The following is an 18,512-nucleotide window of genomic DNA, read 5'->3' as shown; positions in this document are numbered from 1 at the left end:
CCACACCGGGCGGCGCCCGTGACCATCGGCTGTCAGGGGGCGTGAACGAAACGGGTGGGCTGCAGGAGCTTTTGCTCGATCAACCGCGCGTTGCGCTCGTCGCTCGTCTGGACCCATCGAGCCGCCTCGGCTGACGACTTCCCGAACTCCACATGACGTCGGAGCAGCCTCTGTTGGCGCTCCTCGGTGTCGAGCTGCACGTAGTAGGAGAGGTCCAGTAGGGGGTGGATGTCGCGCCAGGCGGGGCAGTCCAGGAGGAGGTAGTTGCCTTCCACCACGACGATGGGCGTGCCCACGTCGACGGCGATCGCCCCCGCCACCGGCTCTTCGAGGTCACGGCGGTACTCGGGTGCATAAATGGTCGGACCCTCCCCGAAGTCGCTCTGGGCTCGGATGCGTCGCAGCAGGACCAGGAACCCCGCGACGTCGAACGTGTGCGGCGCGCCCCTTCGCTCGGACGCCCCGATGTCCTTGGTGAGCGCCGCCGAGAGGTGCCATCCGTCGAGTGGGATGAGCACCGCCCGATCCCCCAGCTCGGCGCAGACCTGCTCCGCCAGCGTCGACTTGCCGGACCCCGGGGGACCAGCGAATCCGGCGATGATCCGTCCGCCGGCTTCGCCGCGTCGGGCGTTGATCTCGGCGGCCAGTGTGGCTGCTGAGGCCCGCTCCACGGGCGCACGATCTTCCTGTTCGACCACGTAGGGCGGTCCGCTGGCCTCACCCGTGCGCATGTCGAGACCCGTTCCGTCCACCTCGTACCGCACGAGCGTCCTGGTCCCGGATGACGTCGGGGTCGGATCGCGACATGAGGGCCGCGACGGTGTTGCGCGCCCCGGCCGTGTGCAGTGAGGAGAGTGCCCACGCGTACTCGGCCGCGAAGCGCTCGTTGGCTGCCAGGTCGCCGAAGAGGTCGACGTTCCTGATGAACGCGAGTGGGTCCGTCCCGTGCGCGGCTGCCGCCTTCATGACCTCGTCCCTGCGGCGGTCGACCACGTTGATCCATGCTCCGGCCTCGTCCGTGCCCTCGGCGTAGCGAGCCCACGACGCCACGACGAGTGCGGCTCGCTCGATCGGCCGATCGTGCTGAAGGTTCACGTGGATGACGGGCACGAGCCACTTGGGGATGCGGTCCGACGACTCGGCGCAGAGCCGCTCGAGGGTGTCACGCACGTGAGGGTTGGAGAACCGTTCCAGGAGCTGCGTGCGGTAGAGACCGACATCGATCCCGGGCACGGGGGACAAGGTCGGAGTGCCCTCAGCCGCCATGTAGCCAAGAGCGAACGAGGCGAAGAGAGGATCCTGGAACACCTCGTGCGCGTACTCGTACCCGGCCAGCCGGCCCAGGTAGCACACCGCCTGGTGGGAGACGTTCAGGAGGCGCAGCTTCATGAGCTCGAAGGGCGTGACGTCATCGACGAACTGGACGCCCACGCGCTCCAGCTCGGGCCGACCGCAGGTGAATTCGTCCTCCACCACCCATTGGATGAAGGGCTCGCACACCACCGGCCAGGCATCCTCGACGCCCAGCTCCTTCAGTGCGGCGATGTCCTCCGGCGTCGTCACCGGGGTGATGCGGTCGACCATGGAGTTCGGGAAGGGGACCTGCGAGGCGATCCACAGCGCCAGGTCCGCGTCGTACATCTGGGCAAACGCGACGACCGCCTTGCGCAGGATGTCCCCGTTGCCCTGCAGGTTGTCGCACGAGACGAGCGTGAACGGCGCGGTTCCGGCGGCTCGCCTGCGTCGGAGCCCTTCCACGATGAAGCCGAAGGGTGTTCGCGGTGTGCTGAGGTCAGTCAGGTCCGCTTGCAAGGCGTGATCCGATGCGTCGAACTCTCCCGTGACCTGGTTGAGGTGGTACCCGCCTTCAGTCACCGTGAGCGACACGACTCTGGTGTCGGGCTGCACCAAGCGGGAGAGAACGCGCGCGGGGTCATCCGGGGCGAACAGGTACTCGACGATGGATCCGATGACGCGGACGTCGCGCCGCCCGTCGGCATGCTTGACCACGAGGGAGTACAGGCAGTCCTGTCCGGTGAGCGCGTCTCGCATCCTGCGATCCGCGGGTTGGGTGCCCACCCCGACGATGCCGTAGTCGAGGGCGGCGCCCCGGTTCATGAGGTCGTCGAGGTACATGGCCTGGTGAGCACGATGGAACCCGCCCACACCGAAGTGCACGATGCCCGGCGTCACGTCCTGTCGCTCGTATCGAGGAAGAGCGATCTCGGCGGGGAGGTCCGAAAGGCTGTCCCACGACAGTGGCGTCGCTGACATCACGCTTCCCCTTCGCGGCACACGCGTCGGCCACTCACTTGACGGCTCCCATCGACAGGCCGCGGACGAGCTGCTTCTGCGCGACCCAGCCGGCGATGATGACCGGCAGGGCCGCCACCGTGGCGGCCGCCGACAGCACCGCGAGGAACTGTCCGCGTCCGTCGACGAAGCTGCCGAGGAACGGTGGGGTGGTGCGCGCGGCCGACGAGGTCAGCAGGGTGGACAGGAAGTACTCGTTCCAGCTGAAGATGAAGGTGATGAGCGCGGCCGCCGCGACCCCGGGCAGGACCAGGGGCAGCACGACCCGGACGATCTCGCGGTACAGGCCCGCGCCGTCGACCCGCGCCGCCTCGACGATCTCGAAGGGCACCTCGAGGAAGAACGAGCGCATCATCCACACGGTCACCGGCAGGTTCACCGCGCCGTAGACGATCGCCAGCATGTAGATGTTGTCGAGCAGCCCGATGGTCTTGAGGATCATGAACAGGGGCAGCACGACCGCGGCGAGCGGCATGAAGCGGGTGGAGATGAAGAACGACAGGGACTGCTCGACGTTCTTCACCCGCCGGATCGACAGCGCGTAGGCGGCGGGGATGGCCAGCACGACCGAGATGACCGTCGCGGTCACCGCCGCCGTCAGCGAGTTCATCAGGTAGCCCTTCATCCCGCGGTCGAACGCGGTGGTGAACCCGTCGAGCACCGGGGTGAAGAAGAGCTGGGGGTTGATCGAGGACGCCACCGACTCGGGCTTGAACCCGTTGAGCAGCATCCAGAACACCGGGAAGAAGAACGCCAGGACCAGGAACCAGGTGAACGCGGTGACCAGGTTCCCGCGCAGCTTGGTGCTCATCGGCTACCTCCAGCCATGAAGACCTTGAACAGGGTGCGCAGCGCGATGGTCGCCACGATGATCGTGAGGATGACGGTCACGACGCCGTACGCCGCGGCCTCCCCGACGTCGAGCCCGATGAAGGCCCGTTCGTAGAGCAGGTAGGCCAGCGTCTTGGTCCCGCCGGTGCCCTTGGTGAGGATCGCGATCGGGTCGAAGACCTGCAGGATGATGACCGACCCCAGCAGCACACCGATCTCGATGTACATCCGCAGGTGCGGCAGCGTGATCCACGTGAACGTGCGCCAGGTGCCGGCGCCGTCGACGTTCGCGGCCTCCAGGATCGCCTTGTCCTGGCCCTGCAGGCCGGCGAGCAGGATGAGCATCATGAACGGCGTGAACTGCCACGTCAGCACGATGACCACGGTCGCCATCGGGTGCTCGGTGCCCCACGACACCACGGGCAGCCCGAGGGTCTTGAACAGCCAGTTCACCATCCCGATGTTGGTGTCGAACATCGAGTACTTCCAGATCAGCGACGCCGCCGCGGGCATGATGAGGAACGGGGTGATCATCAGCGTGCGGGCCAGCGCCCGACCGCGGAACTGCCGGTCCAGCAGCACCGCGAACAGCAGCCCGAACAGCAGCGAGAGGACCACCGCGAACGCGGTGATGAGGACGGTCGCGACGATCGAGGGCCACAGGTTCCCCGAGGTCAGCGCGGTCTTGTAGTTGTCCACGCCGGTGAAGCCACGGTCGGCCGGGTAGAGCAGGTTCCACTTCATCGTGGAGAAGCCGATGGTGACCAGGAACGGGACCTGCGTGAGCAGGATGAGGAAGATGACGGCCGGCATGAGGAGCCCGCGGCTGCTCCAGGCGTTGCGCCGCAGGATCCGACGCTTGTCGCTCGCGGCCTTCGCCTCGACCTTGTCGAGGTTCGTGGTGGTGGTCATGCGCACTCCCTTGTGCGTCGTCCTACGGGAACGGGACCGGGAGCCGGTGCCGGGGCGGTATGTGCGCGCCCCGGCACCGGTGCCCTGGGTGGGTCAGCCCTTGTGAGCGGGTCCACGTGTTCGTCGGCTCTGGCGGGGCAATACCTCACGGCGGCGCCCTGACCTTGGTTGGGGCGAAGGCCGCGAGCAGATACCGCCACTGGTGCCCGCCGCCGCTCCGACCTGGCCGGTACCGGCGGGTGCGTCCAGGTCGGAGCAGGGGCTGGATGGCGAGCAGGGCCTCCCAGCGCTGCGGTCAGCTCTTCTGGGCGTCGCCCGCCTTCTGCGCGAGCTCCTGGCACTTGCCGAGGGCGTCGTCGACCGAGCTGCGGTTGGCGATGTAGTCGGCGATGAGCTGGGCGCACTGGTTGCCGACGTCCTGGTACTCCGGGATGGAGACGTACTGGATGCCGACCCAGTTCTGCGGCTTCAGACCCGGCTGCTTGGGGTTGACCGCACTCATGACTTCCAGGGTCAGCGGGGCGTAGGCGGCCGCGGCCTCCTTGTACTCGGGGATCTCGTAGGTCGAGGTCCGGGCGCCCGGCGGGACGTTGCTCCAGCCGATCTTGGTGCCGACGAGCTTGTGGTACTCCTTGCTCGTGGCCCACTTGACGAACTTGACGGCGGCGTCCTTGTTCTTCGTCGAGGACGGCACGGCCAGGTTCCAGCTCCACAGCCAGCCCGACTCCTTGGTCTTGTTCACGGGCATGTGGGCGTAGCCCATCTTCCCCTTGACCGGCGAGTCGGCGGCCTCGAGCATCGAGGCGGCGACGGAGGCGTCGGCCCACATGGCGGCCTTGCCCTCCTTGAGCGCGGTGAGGCACTCGTTGAAGCTGTAGGACACCGGGTCCTTCTCACCCGACTCGTCGAGCATCGTCTTGTAGAAGGTCACGGCCTCCTTCCACTCCGGGGTGTTGACCGTGGCGGTCCACTTGTCGTCGTACCAGGCACCACCGAAGGTCTGCACCACCGTGGTCAGCGGGCCGAACAGGTCGCCCCAGCCGGGCTTGCCACGCATGCAGATCCCAGCCTGCTCGGCAGAGTTCATCTTCTTGGCCGCGTCGGCGACCTCCTGCCAGGTCGGGTTGTTGGAGAACGAGACCCCGGCTGCAGCGGCGGCGTCCTTGTTGTACATGAGGATCGAGGACTCGCCGTAGAACGGGACGGCGAACTGCTTGCCCTCGAAGGAGATGGCGTCGCGGACCGGGGGGAGGATGTCGCCCACGTCGTAGGCCGAGTCCTTGGCCAGCTCGGACGTGAGGTCGACCAACCAGCCGTTCTTGCCCCACTGCGGGGTCTCGTAGGCCCCGATGGTAACGATGTCGTACTGACCGGCACCACTGGCGACGTCGGCGGTCACGGCCGAGCGGAGGTCGCCCTCCTCCATGACCTGGAAGTTGACCTTGGTGCCGGGGTTGGCGCTCTCGAACTCCGACTTCAGCTTCTCCATGTCCTTCATCTGGCCGTTGTTCACCGTGGCCACGTTGAGGGTCACGGCGCCCCCGGCAGCGCCGGAGCCGTCGCCGGAGGAGACGGCTCCGGACGAGCAGGCGGCCAGAGTGAGGCCAGCGACGAGGACGCTTGCCCCCACCGCCAGCCGGCTTCTCAAAACGAGCATGTAACCCAACTCCTTTGTTGTGCACCGACGAGGCCCGTTTGGCAACGGCGCTTGGCTGCCCTCACAGAAAGGCACGACCTGAGTGGACAATGGCGCAACGCGTTGCGCAACAGATTGCCCAACCTTGTTCCATAACGTCTGGATAACGACCGTCGACGCGCCCGGCCGGGTCAGCGCTCGAAGCCCGAGCGCCGTTCGGGCGCTCGGACCGTGAGCGCTAGGGCGGACCCCGGAGCCGGTCCCTCTCACGCGTTCGGGCGGAGCGGCAGGACCGGAGGACCGAGTGGGTGCGGGCGGCTGAGCGATCAGTGGTGGTGGTGGGACGTGATCAGCGGAAGGGTCGGCCACCGCGAGCTGGCCCACTGCGGCCAGGTGTCGTGGCCCCGCGGGGGCCGCGGAACGGGTCCGTACTCCAGCTCGTCGTGACTCGGGGGCTCGATGGACGCCAGGTAGTGGTCATGGTCGGCGTCGGTCATCTCGAAGGTGGTCTCCGGTGCCTCCAGCCACCTCGTGCGCGCGCGGTGCCGGCGCTCTTCCTCGCTGGCGTTCACGTACTCCAGGGCGAAGTGGGCACCGGCGGCCTCGGTGATGGCACGGATGGCATAGCGCTCGTCGGCCGACCAGCAGCCGAAGTCGAGGATGACGCCCGATCCGCTGAGGAGCACCTGATGCGCGACCCAGATCATCCGGCCCTCGAGGATGTCGCGGCGCCCGTCAGCATCGCTCTGACCGAACAGAGGCGCCATCCACTCATCCGGTGTCAACCTCAACACCCGATGGGTCGACGCCAGCTGCTTGGCTCGCGTGGTCTTTCCGACGCCTGGCAGACCTACGGTGAGGAAGAGGGTCGGGGATGAGCTCATATGGCTAACCATGCGGAAGCGCACCGGGTGTCAGCAACGGGATTGCTCCCCGGGCTCCGCCCCCGCGACCACCACAACCCGGACGAGGCATGTCCGGTTGTTCAGGCACGCCAGCCCGGGCGTCGCCACGGTCGCAGCTGACGTCGGTCGGGAGCTCCGGTCCACGGGACTTCCGACGTTCAGAGGCGGCCGGTCTCGTGGGCCCACATGGCGACCTCGACGCGGTTGCGGGCACCGAGCTTCCTCATGAGGCTGGCGAGGTGGGCCTTGACGGTGCTCACGGTGATGTGGAGCTCGGTGGCGATCTCGCCATTGGTGCGGCCCTGGGCCACCGGCAGCAGGACCTCCTCCTCGCGGGCCGTGAGCGGTTCCACCGGCTGCCGGGGCGCTGAGGGGTGGGTCTGCGCGAACGCGGCGAGGAGTCGCACAGTGATGCTGGGCGCGATGAGGGCGTCCCCGTCGGCAGCGGCGTGGATGGCTTGGGTCAGCAGGGTGGGTCCGGCGTCCTTGAGGAGGAACCCGCGCGCGCCGGCCCTGAGGGCGCCGTGGACGTACTCGTCCAGGTCGAAGGTCGTGATGACCACGATCGGCAGGGGGTCGGTGACGTCGGGTCCGGCGAGTCGGCGGGTGGCTTCGATGCCGTCCATGACGGGCATCCGGATGTCGAAGAGGCCCACGTCGGGGCGGAGCTGAAGCGCCAGGCGCACAGCCTCTCGCCCGTCGGCGGCCGCACCGATGACCTCGATGTCGGGCTGGGCGTCGAGGAGCATCGTGAGTCCGGTGCGAACGATCGGCTGGTCGTCGGCGATGAGGACCCGGATGCTCATCGTGGCGTCCCAGCTCGAGGCAAGTTCGCTTCGACCTTCCAGCCGCGGCCGGCGGTGGGGCCGGCGTGGAAAGTGCCGCCGAGCAGGGTGGCGCGCTCGCGCATGCCGACCAGGCCATAACCGTGCGGGGATCGGCTGATCGGACCCAAGGAGCCGTCGTCCTCGACGGTCAGCCGCACCTGCTCGGCGTCTCCAGTGACGGCCACGGTGACCCGGGTGACATGGCGGGCGTGCCGTCGAGCGTTGGTGATCGACTCCTGGGCGAGGCGGTAGATCGCAGCGCCGACCGCGGGGCTGAGGTCGCCGAGCTCACCCCCGAGCAGCACCTCGACGCACGGACGGGTCGGGCCACGGTCAGCGAGCTGCTCGACCTCCGCCACACCCGGCTGGGGAGCGAACTCCGTGGGCTGCGAAGTGCGCAGGACGCCGACGATGGCGCGCAGCTCGGTCAGCGTCCGGGTCGCTGCGTCCTCGATCGTGGCCAGCGCCTCGATGGCGTGCTCGGGGTGGGAGGCCGCGACCGCGCGGCCCGCTTGGGCCTGGATGGCGATACCGGAGACGTGGTGGGCGACCGTGTCGTGCAGCTCGCGCGCGAGCTGCACGCGCTCGCGCGCCCTGGCCTGGTCGATGTCGCGGATGCGGACCCTCGCCCGGTAGCGGCTCGCGGCGCCCAGCGCAGCGGCGGAGAGGAAGAAGCCGTAGGCACCGACCGTGTCCGCCGCGCTGGTGGGGGTGGCGACGGTGGTGATGGGCAGCCAGAGCAGGATCACGCCGAGCCCGCCTGCGGCCTCCCGGCCGGAGCCCCACCGGAGCAGGGCGAAAGTCAGGACCAGCGCCGCGGAGGTGCTGTTCAACAGTGCGCCTTGCGACCCGGTGAGGATCCTGGCCACGTCGACGATCACCAACGTCCCGAAACCGACCGCCACTGCGAGGAGCGGTTGCGAGCGTCGCCACAGCAGCGAGCCCAGGAGCCCGAGCGTGCCGAGGACCAACAGCGGGAACGGCGCCAAGTTCTGGCGAAGCACCACCTCAACCGCCGACCAGCAGAGGAAGGCCCCGACCAGGGCCCAGTCCCAGGGCCCCCTGGCCGGGGGGTTGGTGGGGCGCGGTTCGACCCAGAGCGAGCGCACAGCATCGATGGCCACCTGAGCAGCGTAGGCAGGCCGTGTCACGGGCGTATCCGCCGAAAGGACAACAGCGCTCCTGAGCCCGCGGCCAGGTCGAATCAGGCTCCCGGGCTGATGCGCCGACCCACCGCATGCGTGACGGTGGAGCACCCACCAGATCGCCCCAAGGAGCATCAATGAGAACGTCCCACCACCCCAACGCGCTCGAGCGTCCGCGGTCGCGCACCGCGCTGGAAGACCTGCGCATGCCCGTGCAGGCGAAGCTCGCCGCAGCATGGACCAGCTTCGTGTTCCTCTACGCCTACGTGGACATTCTCGCGTTCTACAAGCCCGGTGTCGTCGAGGACATCCTGGTCGGCGTCGTCTGGGAGTTCGACATCACCCAGACCTGGGCTCTCACGGCACTGACCCTCCTGGCGATCCCGATCTCCATGGTCGTGCTGTCGATGGCGCTGCCCGCCCGGGCCAACCGCATCACGAACATCGTCGTGGCGTCGGTGCAGGTCCCCTTCGCGGCCTTCAACGCCGTGGGCCAGGTGGGCGAGGCTTGGATGTCCTTCTACGTGCTCGGCGTCGCACTGGAACTCATCCTTCTCGCCTTCATCCTGCGCCACGCCTGGACCTGGCCATGCCGCACGCCGGCTCCGGCGACCTCGCCGACCACTCCGCACCGCGATCTCGACCGCACGCCGCAGCAGGCATGACCGCCCGCCCAAGGTGCCGGGATCGTCGACGTCTCCGCCGTGGGACTCTGGTGGTGTGACTGGAGCAGAGCGTGATCGCGACACCGAGGGTCGTGCTCGTCAGGCGAGGCCTCGAGACGCGTTGGGCCGACCACTGCCCTATGGCGCTGAGGGTGTCGAGCCGGTCTCCGAGGAACCCCTACCGCCGCACGAAGCGCTCAGGACGGCTAGAGAGCTCATCGACGCCGGCCGCCCATTCGCAGCCCACGAGGTCCTCGAAGCACGATGGAAAGCCGGACCGATCGAGGAGGCGGACCTGTGGCAAGGCCTTGCGCAGATCTGCGTTGCTCTCACCCACGCTGCCCGCGGGAACCAGGTCGGAGCGGAGCGACTCTTCGAACGGGCGGGCGACAAATTGACGACCTTCGCATCGACGGGACGCGGGGCCTACGGCGTCGACCTGACCGAGGCGGCGGATCAAGCGCGCAGACATATCGGCACGTTCTGACGCTTCACAGCTCCGCGGGGTAGCAGCACGCAGCAGTCACGGCACCGTGCGAACGCGGCAGATGCGGATGCGAGGGATCGGCTCATGTAGCGCTTGAGCATGACCGCCTTTCTCCAACGATGAGGCCGCATGCACTTCCCGTCTAACCACGACAGCGCAAGACTGTGCCCATGGCCGTCGTTCTCAGGCTCACCGTGACACCCGCAACGCAGGAACAGTTCAACGTGCTGGACGATCGGGTGGGAGAAGCCATGCCGTAGCGCCTCCCTCCAGCGCGAAGAGGCCGATCCGCTACTCGACGGGATTCACAGTCGCACCAATGTCGCGGCATGTCCGGATGTTGCGGGCCTTTGGCTGGATCAGTCGTTGATGAGGCGGTCGTCTCCGTAGGTGGTGGTGACCTCGCTGATGACGATGCGGTAGCCGTCGTACCAGCGGTGGACCTGGTCCTTGGCGGCGAGGTGGGTGGGGAACCGGGCGAGCTCCTTGACCGGCGCCTGGTCGGTGAAGTAGTAGATGGCGTTCACGAGGCCGTGTTCGGGCGCGGTCCACGTCTCGACGTCGATGAACCCGGGTAGGGCGCGGGCGAACGTCTCGATCTGCTGGTCAAGGCGGAGGAACTCCTCGTCGTACTCGCCCGGTCTGAAGATGAACTGGCAGCAGATCACGGGCTGCTCCTGGTCGTTTCGAGGGTGAGGTGGCGGCGCGGGTCGGGGCTCGGTGGCGTGGTCACCTCAGGCCCCGACCACGAGGCCGACGGCGATGCTCGTCATCACCACCGCGAGACCCGCGTCCAGGACGCGCCACGCGCGCGGGCGGGCGAAGACCGGGGCAAGGGCTCGCGCGGCCAGGCCGAGCGAGGAGAACCACACGATGCTCCCGACGACAGCACCGGCCGCGAACGCCCAGCGGTTCTCCCCGTGCGTCGAGCCGACCGAGCCGAGCAGGACGAAGGTGTCGAGGTAGACGTGCGGGTTCAGCCAGGTCAGCGCCAGCGCCGTCGCCACGACGCCAAGGCGTTTGCGCGGTGCCCGCACGGTGGCGACCTCCGGCGCCGGCGCGGGCGCCTGCACCGTGAGGGTCGTGCCGCTCTCGCCGGATGGGGCGGGCGTTCGCCCCTCGAGGGGGGTCGGGCCCCGGCGGTCGCTCGTCCCGCCTCCGGACGGGTGGCCCCCGGGACGGGTCTCGACCTCCAGTCCGTGCGCGTCTGGGGCGGGTCGGCGCCAGGAGCGCCGCGCTGCCATCGCCGCATAGGCCAGGAGGAAGAGGGCGCCGCCCCAGCGAGCGAGGTCGACCAGCCACGGCAGGGCCGTGAACAGTGCACCGGCACCCGCGACGCCGGCGGCGATGAGGACCGCGTCGGAGACGATGCAGATCACGACCACCGTCAGGACCTGCTCACGCCGGATCCCCTGCCGCAGCACGAACGCGTTCTGGGCGCCGATCGCGACGATCAGACCCAACCCGAGGCCGAGTCCGGCCAGGGCCGAGGTGAGGAGCTGCACTGATGTCATGGCCCGACCGTAGGCGCCGTCGTGAACGCAATCCAGTTCAGAATTCTGACGAACCATTAGCCTGATTCATGATGAAGATTCCCTCGGAGCTGATCGAGACCCTGACCGCTGTCGTCAGGGACGGCACGTTCGACGCGGCGGCCCGATCCCTGCACCTGACCCCCAGTGCCGTCAGCCAGCGCATCAAGGCCCTGGAGCAGCGGGTGGGCCGAGTGCTGGTGGTGCGCTCGAAACCGGTGCGCGCCACCACCGCTGGGGAAGCCGTTCTGCGCTTGGGACAGCAGCTGGCTCTGCTCCAGGACGAGACCCTGCGACAGCTCGGGACCGAACGCACCGACGAGCGGCCGACGACACTGCCGATCGCCGTGAACGCCGACTCCCTCGCGACCTGGATCCTGCCCCCGCTCGCGCGCGTCGCAGCCCGTGAACCCGTCGTCTTCGACCTCGTCCCGGACGACCAGGAGCACACGGCCGACCTGCTGGCCTCCGGCGCCGTGATGGCCGCCATCGCCAGCGACGCCACCCCCGTGCCCGGCTGCACCTCGACCCCACTGGGAAGGATGCGATACCGCGCCTACGCCACCCCCGACTACGCCGCCCGCTGGTGCCCCGACGGACTCACCCCCTCAGCCCTGGCCCGTGCACCACGCATCGACTTCGATCGCAAAGACACCCTGCAGGAGCGATTCTCCCGCCGCCTCAGCCGCCGGACCCTGGACCCACCACGGCACTACGTCCCCGCCTCAGCCGACTTCGCCGTCGCCACCCGACTCGGCCTGGGCTGGGCCATGCTCCCCCTCGACCATGCCCACGCAGGAATCACCGCAGGCGAACTCGTCGACCTCGCCCCCGGCCGTCACCTCGACGTCCCACTGCACTGGCAGCAGTGGAAGCTCCGCTCCCGCCTCGTCGACACTGTCGCCGCAGAAGTCCAAACCGAGGCCAAGCGCGCACTTCACTAGCCGGCGACACCGAGGGCACGCGCCCGCGGCACGTCCGTAGGTCGCCGGCGGGGTCGCGTCCGGGGCACAGCCGCGATGATGTCCTCGTGCCCGCACGCCCGCTCCCCCAGCTAACTGCTGACGCTATTGGTGCGTTCTTCGCGGAGCACGGAGCGGCAAGCCTCCAGCTTCCCAGCGGTTGGTTCGGTAGGCCGCATGACGGCTGGCATCGACTGACCGAAGTCACGTCCGACAGCGGCGGGGTGCGTCTTCGGCTCGACGAAGTCCACGTCCTCGACCTGGTCCCGACACGCGTCGCTGTGGACGGTCGGATCCTCCGCCTCTCGATTCACAGCGGCCAGTGGACCTGGACCGAATACGGAGGAACGCAGACTCACGACGAAGTACTCGCGGCCGGCGACGTCCTGTTCCACGCGCCGTACCCCTAGCGGCGAACCGCGGCAGATCCGGAAGTACCGCGCCACCACGGTGATGACCCAGAAGTCCACGCAGGGCGCAGGTACATCTGCGGCATCTCGGAGTTACTGCGTCGTCGCGGTGATGGCGCGGACGTTGCGGCAACGAACGACCTTCGTGGCAAGCGCACCGCGACGCGTACGGAAACACACGCCGCCTCACACACGCTGCGTTCCGGGGACGCGAACACGCACTGCCAGCTCCGATGCACCCGTTGTCCACGACGCCCCCGCTGGTCAAGCGTCGCTCGCGCTAGTCCCTCCCTGGGTCACCTCCACTCGGTGGAAGGCCGGTGTCGCCGACTTCGATGGCGATGTCGCGCAGTTTCCGGTTGGTGTTCTGGCTGGCCGTGCGCAGCACCTGGAAGGCCTGCTCGCGCGTGAGCGAGTGGCTGGCCATGAGCACACCGACACCGACGCCGATCTCCCGGTTGCTGTCGAGGGCCTTGCTGAGCTGGTCGGCGTTGGTGTTGGCGGTGTGGGCCGTCAGCATCAGGGCGGCGTGGCTCGCGATGAGCAGGCCGCGGTGCACGTGGTGCGGTGAGAAGGCGTGGGCGCGGTCGGAGCTGAAGCAGAGCCCGGCGACGGCGTCGCTCTCGTCGAGCAGGTGGAGGCGGTACGCCACCATGCTGCGGACGCCGAGGCTCTCCTGCAGTCGCTGCCCCAGCGGCTGCCACCGCTCGTCGTCGGTGATGTCGGCCGTGAGGACCGTGCTCCCGTGGAGCACGACCTCGATGGCGGGGCCCTGGCCGGCGTGGATCTGGGCCCGGTCGATGGCGGCGGCGGTCTCGCCGGTCGATGCGACGGTGTGGAACCTGCCCTGCCGCAGCCGCACCACGCTCCCCCATCGGGCCCCCACGGCGGGGGTCTGCCCGAACCTGAGGAGGCCCTCGAGCGCCGAGACGCCGCCGCCGGGGCCTGCCTGCGCGATGAGCGTGGCGAGGGATCGCCCCAGGTCGGGAAGCGAGTCCGCGCTGTCGTGCCCTGCCGCTACCGCCTGCCGGGCGGTCGCGTCGCCCATGCCTACCCTCCTTCGTCGTGGGGACCCGTGGATCGTGTGCACCCCCGTGACCCCGGGCGCCGCACCGGGGCTGGGCCCGTGCACGGCGGACCTCGTCCTCGACCGCAGCGCTGCGTCGGACGTCTGTCGGGCCCCCTGCAGCGCTGTGGTCGGAACGGGGGTGGACGTCAGGACGACCTCGGGGCTCAGGCCGTGATGGCCTGTCGCTGGCCGTCGGTGCCGATCTCGATCCTGCGCGGCTTGGCGCGCTCGGCCACCGGGATCCGCAGGCGCAGGACGCCTGCGTCGTAGTCGGCCCGGATGCCGTCGGTGTCGAGGGTGTCGCCCAGGAAGAGCTGCCGGCTGAAGACCCCGCGGGGGCGCTCGGCGGCCACCAGCTCCTGGTCGTTGCGCGGCCCGGGGCGCTCGGCCCTCACGGTGAGGACGTTGCGCTCGACGTCGAGGTCGATGCTGTCGGCGTCCACGCCGGGCAGGTCGAGCTCGACGACGAAGGTGTCGTCCTCACGCCACGCGTCGATCGGCATCACCGCGGGCCGGGCCAGGGTCCCCACCGCGCCGAACGCCTGCTGGGCCATGCGGTCCAGCTCACGGAAGGGGTCGGTGCGCATCAACATCGTCATCACCTCCATGTGTCCAGATGTCCGTTGCGGGCCACGGATCCCGTTGGATCTGTGGTGTGCGCTGTATATTTGATATAGCACTCGCCACACGTCAGTGCAAGCACCTCGAAAGGAGCCGATGTGGGTGACCCAGCCGCCCCCGAGCCCGGACCCCCGCCCTCGGCCAAGGGGGTCTACGGCATCTCCGTCGCGGCCGAGATCGTGGGCACCGGAGTGCAGAACCTCAGGCTCTACGAGGCCCGCGGCCTCCTCACACCAGATCGGACCACGGGCGGCACCCGCCGCTACAGCCAGGACGACCTCGACAGGCTCCACCGCATCACCGATCTCCTCGCCCAGGGACTCAACCTCAGCGGTGTCGCCATGGTCCTGGACCTGCAGGACGCGAACACCGTTCTCCACCACGAGAACACCGCGTTGAAAGAGGAGAGCGAGCATCAGGGGGGAATCGGCGAGTCATGACGGGCCCTGCCCCGGAACGGAATCACCCTCCGGACGGGTCGTGCCGCGCCCTCACCCTCGTGCGTCCCCACCCTCGAGGTCGGCCGGTGTCGCTTCGTGGTGGGCGCGTCCGTGGGTGCGCCGCTCCTGCTTCATCTCCGCCTCGAAGACGTGCCGCTTGCCGCCCATGAGCTCCTCACGGGCCCGCCGCTCGTGCTCCTTGAACGCCGTGTAGTAGTCGTCGTCGTACTCCTCGACGAGCTGGAAGGTCCACCGCCCGGGCAAGGTGTTGCGACCCACGAGGTCGGTGTCGATCCGGTCGGCGAGGTCGTCATGACCCGCCTCGCGGAGCAGCTCTACGGCCTTGCCGAGGGCGAGGTCCGCCATGCCGCTCTTGCGGTGGAAGGAGTACAGGTCGCCGCGCGCGTCCTCGACGACCTCCAGGGCCTCGGACAGCTTGCCGAGAGCCTCCACGGTCTGGTCGGTGGTGCCGGGGGGTCGGGTGTGCGCATCGTCGACGGACATGGGCTCACGCTAGGGGCGGCGGGCCGCCGGCGGTGGGGTAGACGCAGACCGGGCAGCAGCGCCCGGGCTCGTTGCCACCGCCGGCATGCCGCGGGTGTCCGCTAGTACCAGCGCCGCCTCGTGCCGCCGATGGGGACGAAGTTGAGCACGAGCCCGACGATGATGAGGATGACGCCGATGTAGAGCAGGACCGAGATGCTGGCGAGCCATCCGATCAGCGCGAGGATGATGCCGAGAACGATCATTGACCTTTGTCCTCCTTGCGACGGGGCGCTTCCCCGTCACATCGACGATAGACCTGCACGGAGCCGGTCAACGCCTCCGGCACAGGCGAATTGGTCAGCCTCGATCGAGGGGTCACCGGCAGTGACTCCCTGCGCAGCCGACGGGGTCAGTGGCGCCGCAGTGCATCGATGAGTTTTCCGTCAGGCATACGCCTGTTCGCCGGGGGCCAGAACGCGGAGCCACAACCCGTGGTGCCCATCGACCCGCAGCTCGACCCGGCCGGACGGCGGCAGCTCCACATCCGGCTCTCCCTCGAGGACGTCCCGCAACACGGAGCCCTCCGCGACCCGGCCCAGCTGGAGGGTCAGCACGGCGTCCTGGTCGCCGAGGTTGTGGACGGCGAGGAGGCGCCACTCGTCGCACCGTGCGACGTGAGCGAGGACCGCAGGCTGGTCGTGGGACAGGACCTCCACCTCGGACCACCCGAGCTGCGGCATCTGCCGGTACCGACGGATGAGGGTGCGCACGAAGGACCACAGCGACTCCGGGTCCTGGCGCTGCTCTGCCGCGTTCACGTGCTCGGGTGACGAGAGCCCGGTCGGTTGGGCACGAGTGAGTCGCCGCTTCGGGGCGCTCGAGAACCCGCCGTTCGCCTCGCCATCCCACTGCATCGGAGTGCGGACGGCGAGACGACCCTCGATGTCGAGGTTCTCGCCCATGCCGATCTCCTCCCCGTAGAACAACGTCGGGGTCCCCGGGAGCGAGAACATCAGCGAGTAGACGAGGCGGACGCGGCGCTCGTCGCCGCCGAGCATCGGTGGAAGGCGGCGACGCAACCCACGCCCGTACAGCTGCATCCCCGGGTCGGGCCCGAAGGCAGCGAAGACCTCCTTGCGCTCCGCCATGGTCAGCTTGTCCAGGGTGAGCTCGTCGTGGTTCCGCACGAAGTTGGCCCACTGGCTCGTCTCGTCGAGGTGAGGACGCTCGCGCAGCGCGTCGGCGATCGGGCTCGCGTCGCCGCGAGCCAGCGACAGGTACAGCCGCTGCATGGCGATGAAGTCGAACTGCATGTTCAGGCCGTCGCCGTCGGCACCGCCGAAGAAGTCCTTCTGCTGCGGGTAGGGCAGGTTGACCTCGCCGAGGAGCGCTGCGTCGCCGAGGCGGCGGGTGACGAAGTCGCGGACGTCCTTGAGGTAGCGCTGAGGGTTGAAGCCGTTCGGCTCCGACCCGGGGTACGTGTCCGTGGCGAAGAGAAACGGCACGGCGTCGATGCGGAAGCCGGCCACGCCGAGCTCGAGCCAGAACCCGAGGGTGCGCGCGATCTCCTCCTGCACAGCCGGGTTGGCGACGTTCAGGTCGGGCTGCGTCTTGTAGAAGTGGTGGAGGAACCACTCACCGGTCTTCTCGTCGAGCTCCCAGATGCTGTCCTCCTTGTCCGGGAAGACGACCTCCTTCGCGCTGGACCGGGGTTTCGTGGCCGACCACACGTAGTGCTGGCGATAGGGGTCGTCGACGCTACGGCGGGCGCTGCGGAACCACGGGTGCTTGTCGGACGTGTGGTTCATGACGAAGTCGACGATCACGCGGATGCCGCGGCTGCGCGCGGTGCGCACGAGCTCGACGAAGTCACCGAGGGTGCCCAGGCGCGGGTCGACGCCGAAGAAGTCGGTGATGTCGTACCCGTCGTCTCGTCCGGCGGTCGGGTAGAACGGCATGAGCCACAGGCAGGTGATGCCCAGGTCGGCGAGGTACTCGATGCGGTCGGTCATGCCGCGCAGGTCGCCGACACCGTCGCCGTTGCTGTCCTGGAAGGTCTCGACGTCGGCACAGTAGAAGACGGCCGACTTCCACCACACGTCACCGGTCTGGCTCAGCCTCATCGGTTCACCTCCACGGCCACGTGCATCGGACGATCCGTGACGGCGGGCGGGGGTGACGTCGGGTCGAGCTGGGGGAGCACGCGTTCACCGAAGGTGTCGATGAAGGCCTCCTGCTCCTTCCCCACGTGGTGCAGGTAGACCTCGTCCCAGCCTTGGTCGACGTACTCCTGGATCCACGCTGCGTGCTGCCCCGGGTCGGACGACACCCGGACGACCTCGGCCACCTGCTCGGGTCCGACGGTCGCCGCCATCGTGTCGAAGGCCTCGACGGTCTCGGTGTCCCAGGACACCGGCGGTCCGTGGACGTTGCTGCGCCACTGGTCGTGGGCGATCGCCAGGGCGTCGTCGTCGGTGGCGGCCCAGCTCAGGTGAAGCTGGAGCCGTGCGGCACCGCGCCCTCCCGCGTCCCGATAGGCGTCCAGGACGCGACGGAGGGTGTCGAGCGGCTGGTTCACGGTGACGAGACCGTCGGCCCAGTCGGCGTGCCGGGCCGCGGTCTCCGGCGTGACCGCGGGTCCGATGAGGGGCGGGACCGTGTCGGGGAGGCTCCAGATCCGGGCCCGGTTGACGGTGACCAGACCCTCGTGGCTGACCTCCTCGCCGGTGAGCATCCGGCGGATCACGTCGACGCACTCCCGCAGGCGCTGGTCTCGGACCTCCTTGCGCGGCCACTCCGCCCCGGTGACCCGCTCGTTGCTCGCCTCGCCTGAACCCAGGGCCGCCCAGAACCGGCCGGGGAACATGCTCGACAGGGTGGCGATGCCCTGGGCGATGACCGCCGGGTGGTACCGCTGACCCGGGGCGTTGACGACGCCGAACGGAAGGCCGGTCGTGGCCAGTGCCGCGCCGAGGAAGGCCCAGGCGAACCCGGATTCTCCCTGCCGGGCCGACCACGGGGAGAGGTGGTCCGAGCTCATCGCTGCCGTGAAGCCAGCACGCTCGGCGTGCTGGACATCGCGCAGCAACCGACCTGGGGCGACCTGTTCGTGAGAGCAGTGGAAGCCGATGACCGTCATGCTCGACCCTCTCACGCACGCGCGAGGCTCGGGCCCTCCGTGACGCGCGACAGCCCGCGACGTCTCCGCGACCCGGACGAACCGCGTCCTCGCTCGACCCGACCTCCGTCGCCGGCAGGGCACGGCAGCCAC

At 68.9% G+C, this 18,512-nt stretch carries 20 protein-coding genes; 4 read left to right on the top strand and 16 right to left on the bottom strand.

The annotated features are described in order from the left end of the window. Window positions 1-32 precede the first annotated feature (32 nt). The 8 genes from ACFLFB_RS04200 to ACFLFB_RS04165 all read right to left on the bottom strand — a co-directional run bounded on the left by ACFLFB_RS04200 (window position 33) and on the right by ACFLFB_RS04165 (window position 8,575). On the bottom strand, window positions 33-731 hold the full coding sequence (locus tag ACFLFB_RS04200) for a nucleoside/nucleotide kinase family protein (RefSeq protein ID WP_392544455.1): 699 nt from the start codon (window positions 729-731) through the stop codon (window positions 33-35). Next, a complete protein-coding gene (locus tag ACFLFB_RS04195; RefSeq protein ID WP_392544454.1) occupies window positions 718-2,274 on the bottom strand; it encodes a mannitol dehydrogenase family protein in 1,557 nt (518 codons plus the stop codon). The genes ACFLFB_RS04200 and ACFLFB_RS04195 overlap by 14 nt, the downstream gene beginning before the upstream one ends. A gap of 34 nt (window positions 2,275-2,308) precedes the next feature. Continuing rightward, window positions 2,309-3,124, bottom strand: a complete 816-nt coding sequence (locus ACFLFB_RS04190) for a carbohydrate ABC transporter permease (RefSeq protein WP_392544453.1) — start codon at window positions 3,122-3,124, stop codon at window positions 2,309-2,311. Then, window positions 3,121-4,056, bottom strand: coding sequence for a carbohydrate ABC transporter permease (locus ACFLFB_RS04185; protein ID WP_392544003.1), 936 nt, complete (start codon window positions 4,054-4,056; stop codon window positions 3,121-3,123). The genes ACFLFB_RS04190 and ACFLFB_RS04185 overlap by 4 nt, the downstream gene beginning before the upstream one ends. A gap of 295 nt (window positions 4,057-4,351) precedes the next feature. Next, a complete protein-coding gene (locus ACFLFB_RS04180) occupies window positions 4,352-5,713 on the bottom strand; it encodes an ABC transporter substrate-binding protein (RefSeq protein WP_392544452.1) in 1,362 nt (453 codons plus the stop codon). A gap of 305 nt (window positions 5,714-6,018) precedes the next feature. After that, window positions 6,019-6,576: an AAA family ATPase gene (locus ACFLFB_RS04175; RefSeq protein WP_392544451.1), complete on the bottom strand. Its 558-nt coding sequence runs from the start codon at window positions 6,574-6,576 to the stop codon at window positions 6,019-6,021. Between the two features lie 179 nt (window positions 6,577-6,755). Next, window positions 6,756-7,403: a response regulator gene (locus tag ACFLFB_RS04170; RefSeq protein ID WP_392544450.1), complete on the bottom strand. Its 648-nt coding sequence runs from the start codon at window positions 7,401-7,403 to the stop codon at window positions 6,756-6,758. Continuing rightward, complete coding sequence (locus tag ACFLFB_RS04165) at window positions 7,400-8,575, bottom strand: sensor histidine kinase (RefSeq protein ID WP_392544449.1); 1,176 nt, start codon at window positions 8,573-8,575, stop codon at window positions 7,400-7,402. The genes ACFLFB_RS04170 and ACFLFB_RS04165 overlap by 4 nt, the downstream gene beginning before the upstream one ends. Window positions 8,576-8,706: 131 nt before the next feature. On the opposite strand from ACFLFB_RS04165, the gene ACFLFB_RS04160 reads away from it, so the two are divergent. Together ACFLFB_RS04160 and ACFLFB_RS04155 are read left to right on the top strand one after the other, a co-directional pair. Then, window positions 8,707-9,234 carry a DUF6326 family protein gene (locus ACFLFB_RS04160; protein WP_392544448.1) on the top strand — a complete coding sequence of 176 codons (528 nt, stop codon included), beginning with the start codon at window positions 8,707-8,709 and terminating at the stop codon, window positions 9,232-9,234. Window positions 9,235-9,247: 13 nt separating this feature from the next. Beyond that, a complete protein-coding gene (locus ACFLFB_RS04155; RefSeq protein WP_392544447.1) occupies window positions 9,248-9,721 on the top strand; it encodes a DUF309 domain-containing protein in 474 nt (157 codons plus the stop codon). 359 nt (window positions 9,722-10,080) lie between these two features. On the opposite strand, the gene ACFLFB_RS04150 is transcribed toward ACFLFB_RS04155, so the two are convergent. Both ACFLFB_RS04150 and ACFLFB_RS04145 read right to left on the bottom strand, forming a co-directional pair. Beyond that, window positions 10,081-10,389 (bottom strand): hypothetical protein, encoded by a 309-nt coding sequence (locus tag ACFLFB_RS04150; protein WP_392544446.1) that lies wholly within the window; start codon window positions 10,387-10,389, stop codon window positions 10,081-10,083. Between the two features lie 66 nt (window positions 10,390-10,455). Beyond that, the gene (locus ACFLFB_RS04145) at window positions 10,456-11,235 is read right to left on the bottom strand and encodes a LysE/ArgO family amino acid transporter (protein WP_392544445.1); all 780 of its coding nucleotides are present in this window, start codon (window positions 11,233-11,235) and stop codon (window positions 10,456-10,458) included. Between the two features lie 68 nt (window positions 11,236-11,303). Between ACFLFB_RS04145 and ACFLFB_RS04140 the strand changes: the two genes are divergently transcribed. Then, complete coding sequence (locus tag ACFLFB_RS04140) at window positions 11,304-12,197, top strand: LysR family transcriptional regulator ArgP (RefSeq protein ID WP_392544444.1); 894 nt, start codon at window positions 11,304-11,306, stop codon at window positions 12,195-12,197. Window positions 12,198-12,905: 708 nt separating this feature from the next. On the opposite strand, the gene ACFLFB_RS04135 is transcribed toward ACFLFB_RS04140, so the two are convergent. Both ACFLFB_RS04135 and ACFLFB_RS04130 read right to left on the bottom strand, forming a co-directional pair. Then, window positions 12,906-13,673, bottom strand: coding sequence for a GAF and ANTAR domain-containing protein (locus tag ACFLFB_RS04135; protein ID WP_392544443.1), 768 nt, complete (start codon window positions 13,671-13,673; stop codon window positions 12,906-12,908). A 185-nt stretch (window positions 13,674-13,858) separates the two neighbouring features. Next, complete coding sequence (locus tag ACFLFB_RS04130; RefSeq protein ID WP_392544442.1) at window positions 13,859-14,287, bottom strand: Hsp20/alpha crystallin family protein; 429 nt, start codon at window positions 14,285-14,287, stop codon at window positions 13,859-13,861. Window positions 14,288-14,413: 126 nt separating this feature from the next. Here ACFLFB_RS04130 and ACFLFB_RS04125 point away from each other — a divergent pair, with 126 nt between their 5' ends. Then, the gene (locus tag ACFLFB_RS04125) at window positions 14,414-14,755 is read left to right on the top strand and encodes a MerR family transcriptional regulator (RefSeq protein WP_392544441.1); all 342 of its coding nucleotides are present in this window, start codon (window positions 14,414-14,416) and stop codon (window positions 14,753-14,755) included. A 51-nt stretch (window positions 14,756-14,806) separates the two neighbouring features. Here ACFLFB_RS04125 and ACFLFB_RS04120 read toward each other — a convergent pair whose 3' ends face one another. The 4 genes from ACFLFB_RS04120 to ACFLFB_RS04105 all read right to left on the bottom strand — a co-directional run bounded on the left by ACFLFB_RS04120 (window position 14,807) and on the right by ACFLFB_RS04105 (window position 18,380). Continuing rightward, the gene (locus ACFLFB_RS04120; RefSeq protein WP_392544440.1) at window positions 14,807-15,259 is read right to left on the bottom strand and encodes a hypothetical protein; all 453 of its coding nucleotides are present in this window, start codon (window positions 15,257-15,259) and stop codon (window positions 14,807-14,809) included. A 101-nt stretch (window positions 15,260-15,360) separates the two neighbouring features. Continuing rightward, window positions 15,361-15,504: a hypothetical protein gene (locus ACFLFB_RS04115; protein WP_392544439.1), complete on the bottom strand. Its 144-nt coding sequence runs from the start codon at window positions 15,502-15,504 to the stop codon at window positions 15,361-15,363. Between the two features lie 180 nt (window positions 15,505-15,684). Next, window positions 15,685-17,364, bottom strand: a complete 1,680-nt coding sequence (locus tag ACFLFB_RS04110; protein ID WP_392544438.1) for an alpha-amylase family protein — start codon at window positions 17,362-17,364, stop codon at window positions 15,685-15,687. Further along, complete coding sequence (locus tag ACFLFB_RS04105; RefSeq protein ID WP_392544437.1) at window positions 17,361-18,380, bottom strand: TIGR03885 family FMN-dependent LLM class oxidoreductase; 1,020 nt, start codon at window positions 18,378-18,380, stop codon at window positions 17,361-17,363. Before ACFLFB_RS04105 ends, ACFLFB_RS04110 begins: the two co-directional genes overlap by 4 nt. Window positions 18,381-18,512: the final 132 nt, after the last annotated feature.

It is taken from the genome of Oryzobacter telluris, assembly GCF_043099285.1.
Lineage (GTDB): Bacteria > Actinomycetota > Actinomycetes > Actinomycetales > Dermatophilaceae > Oryzobacter > Oryzobacter telluris.
This window is presented reverse-complemented; position numbering and strand designations above follow the sequence as displayed.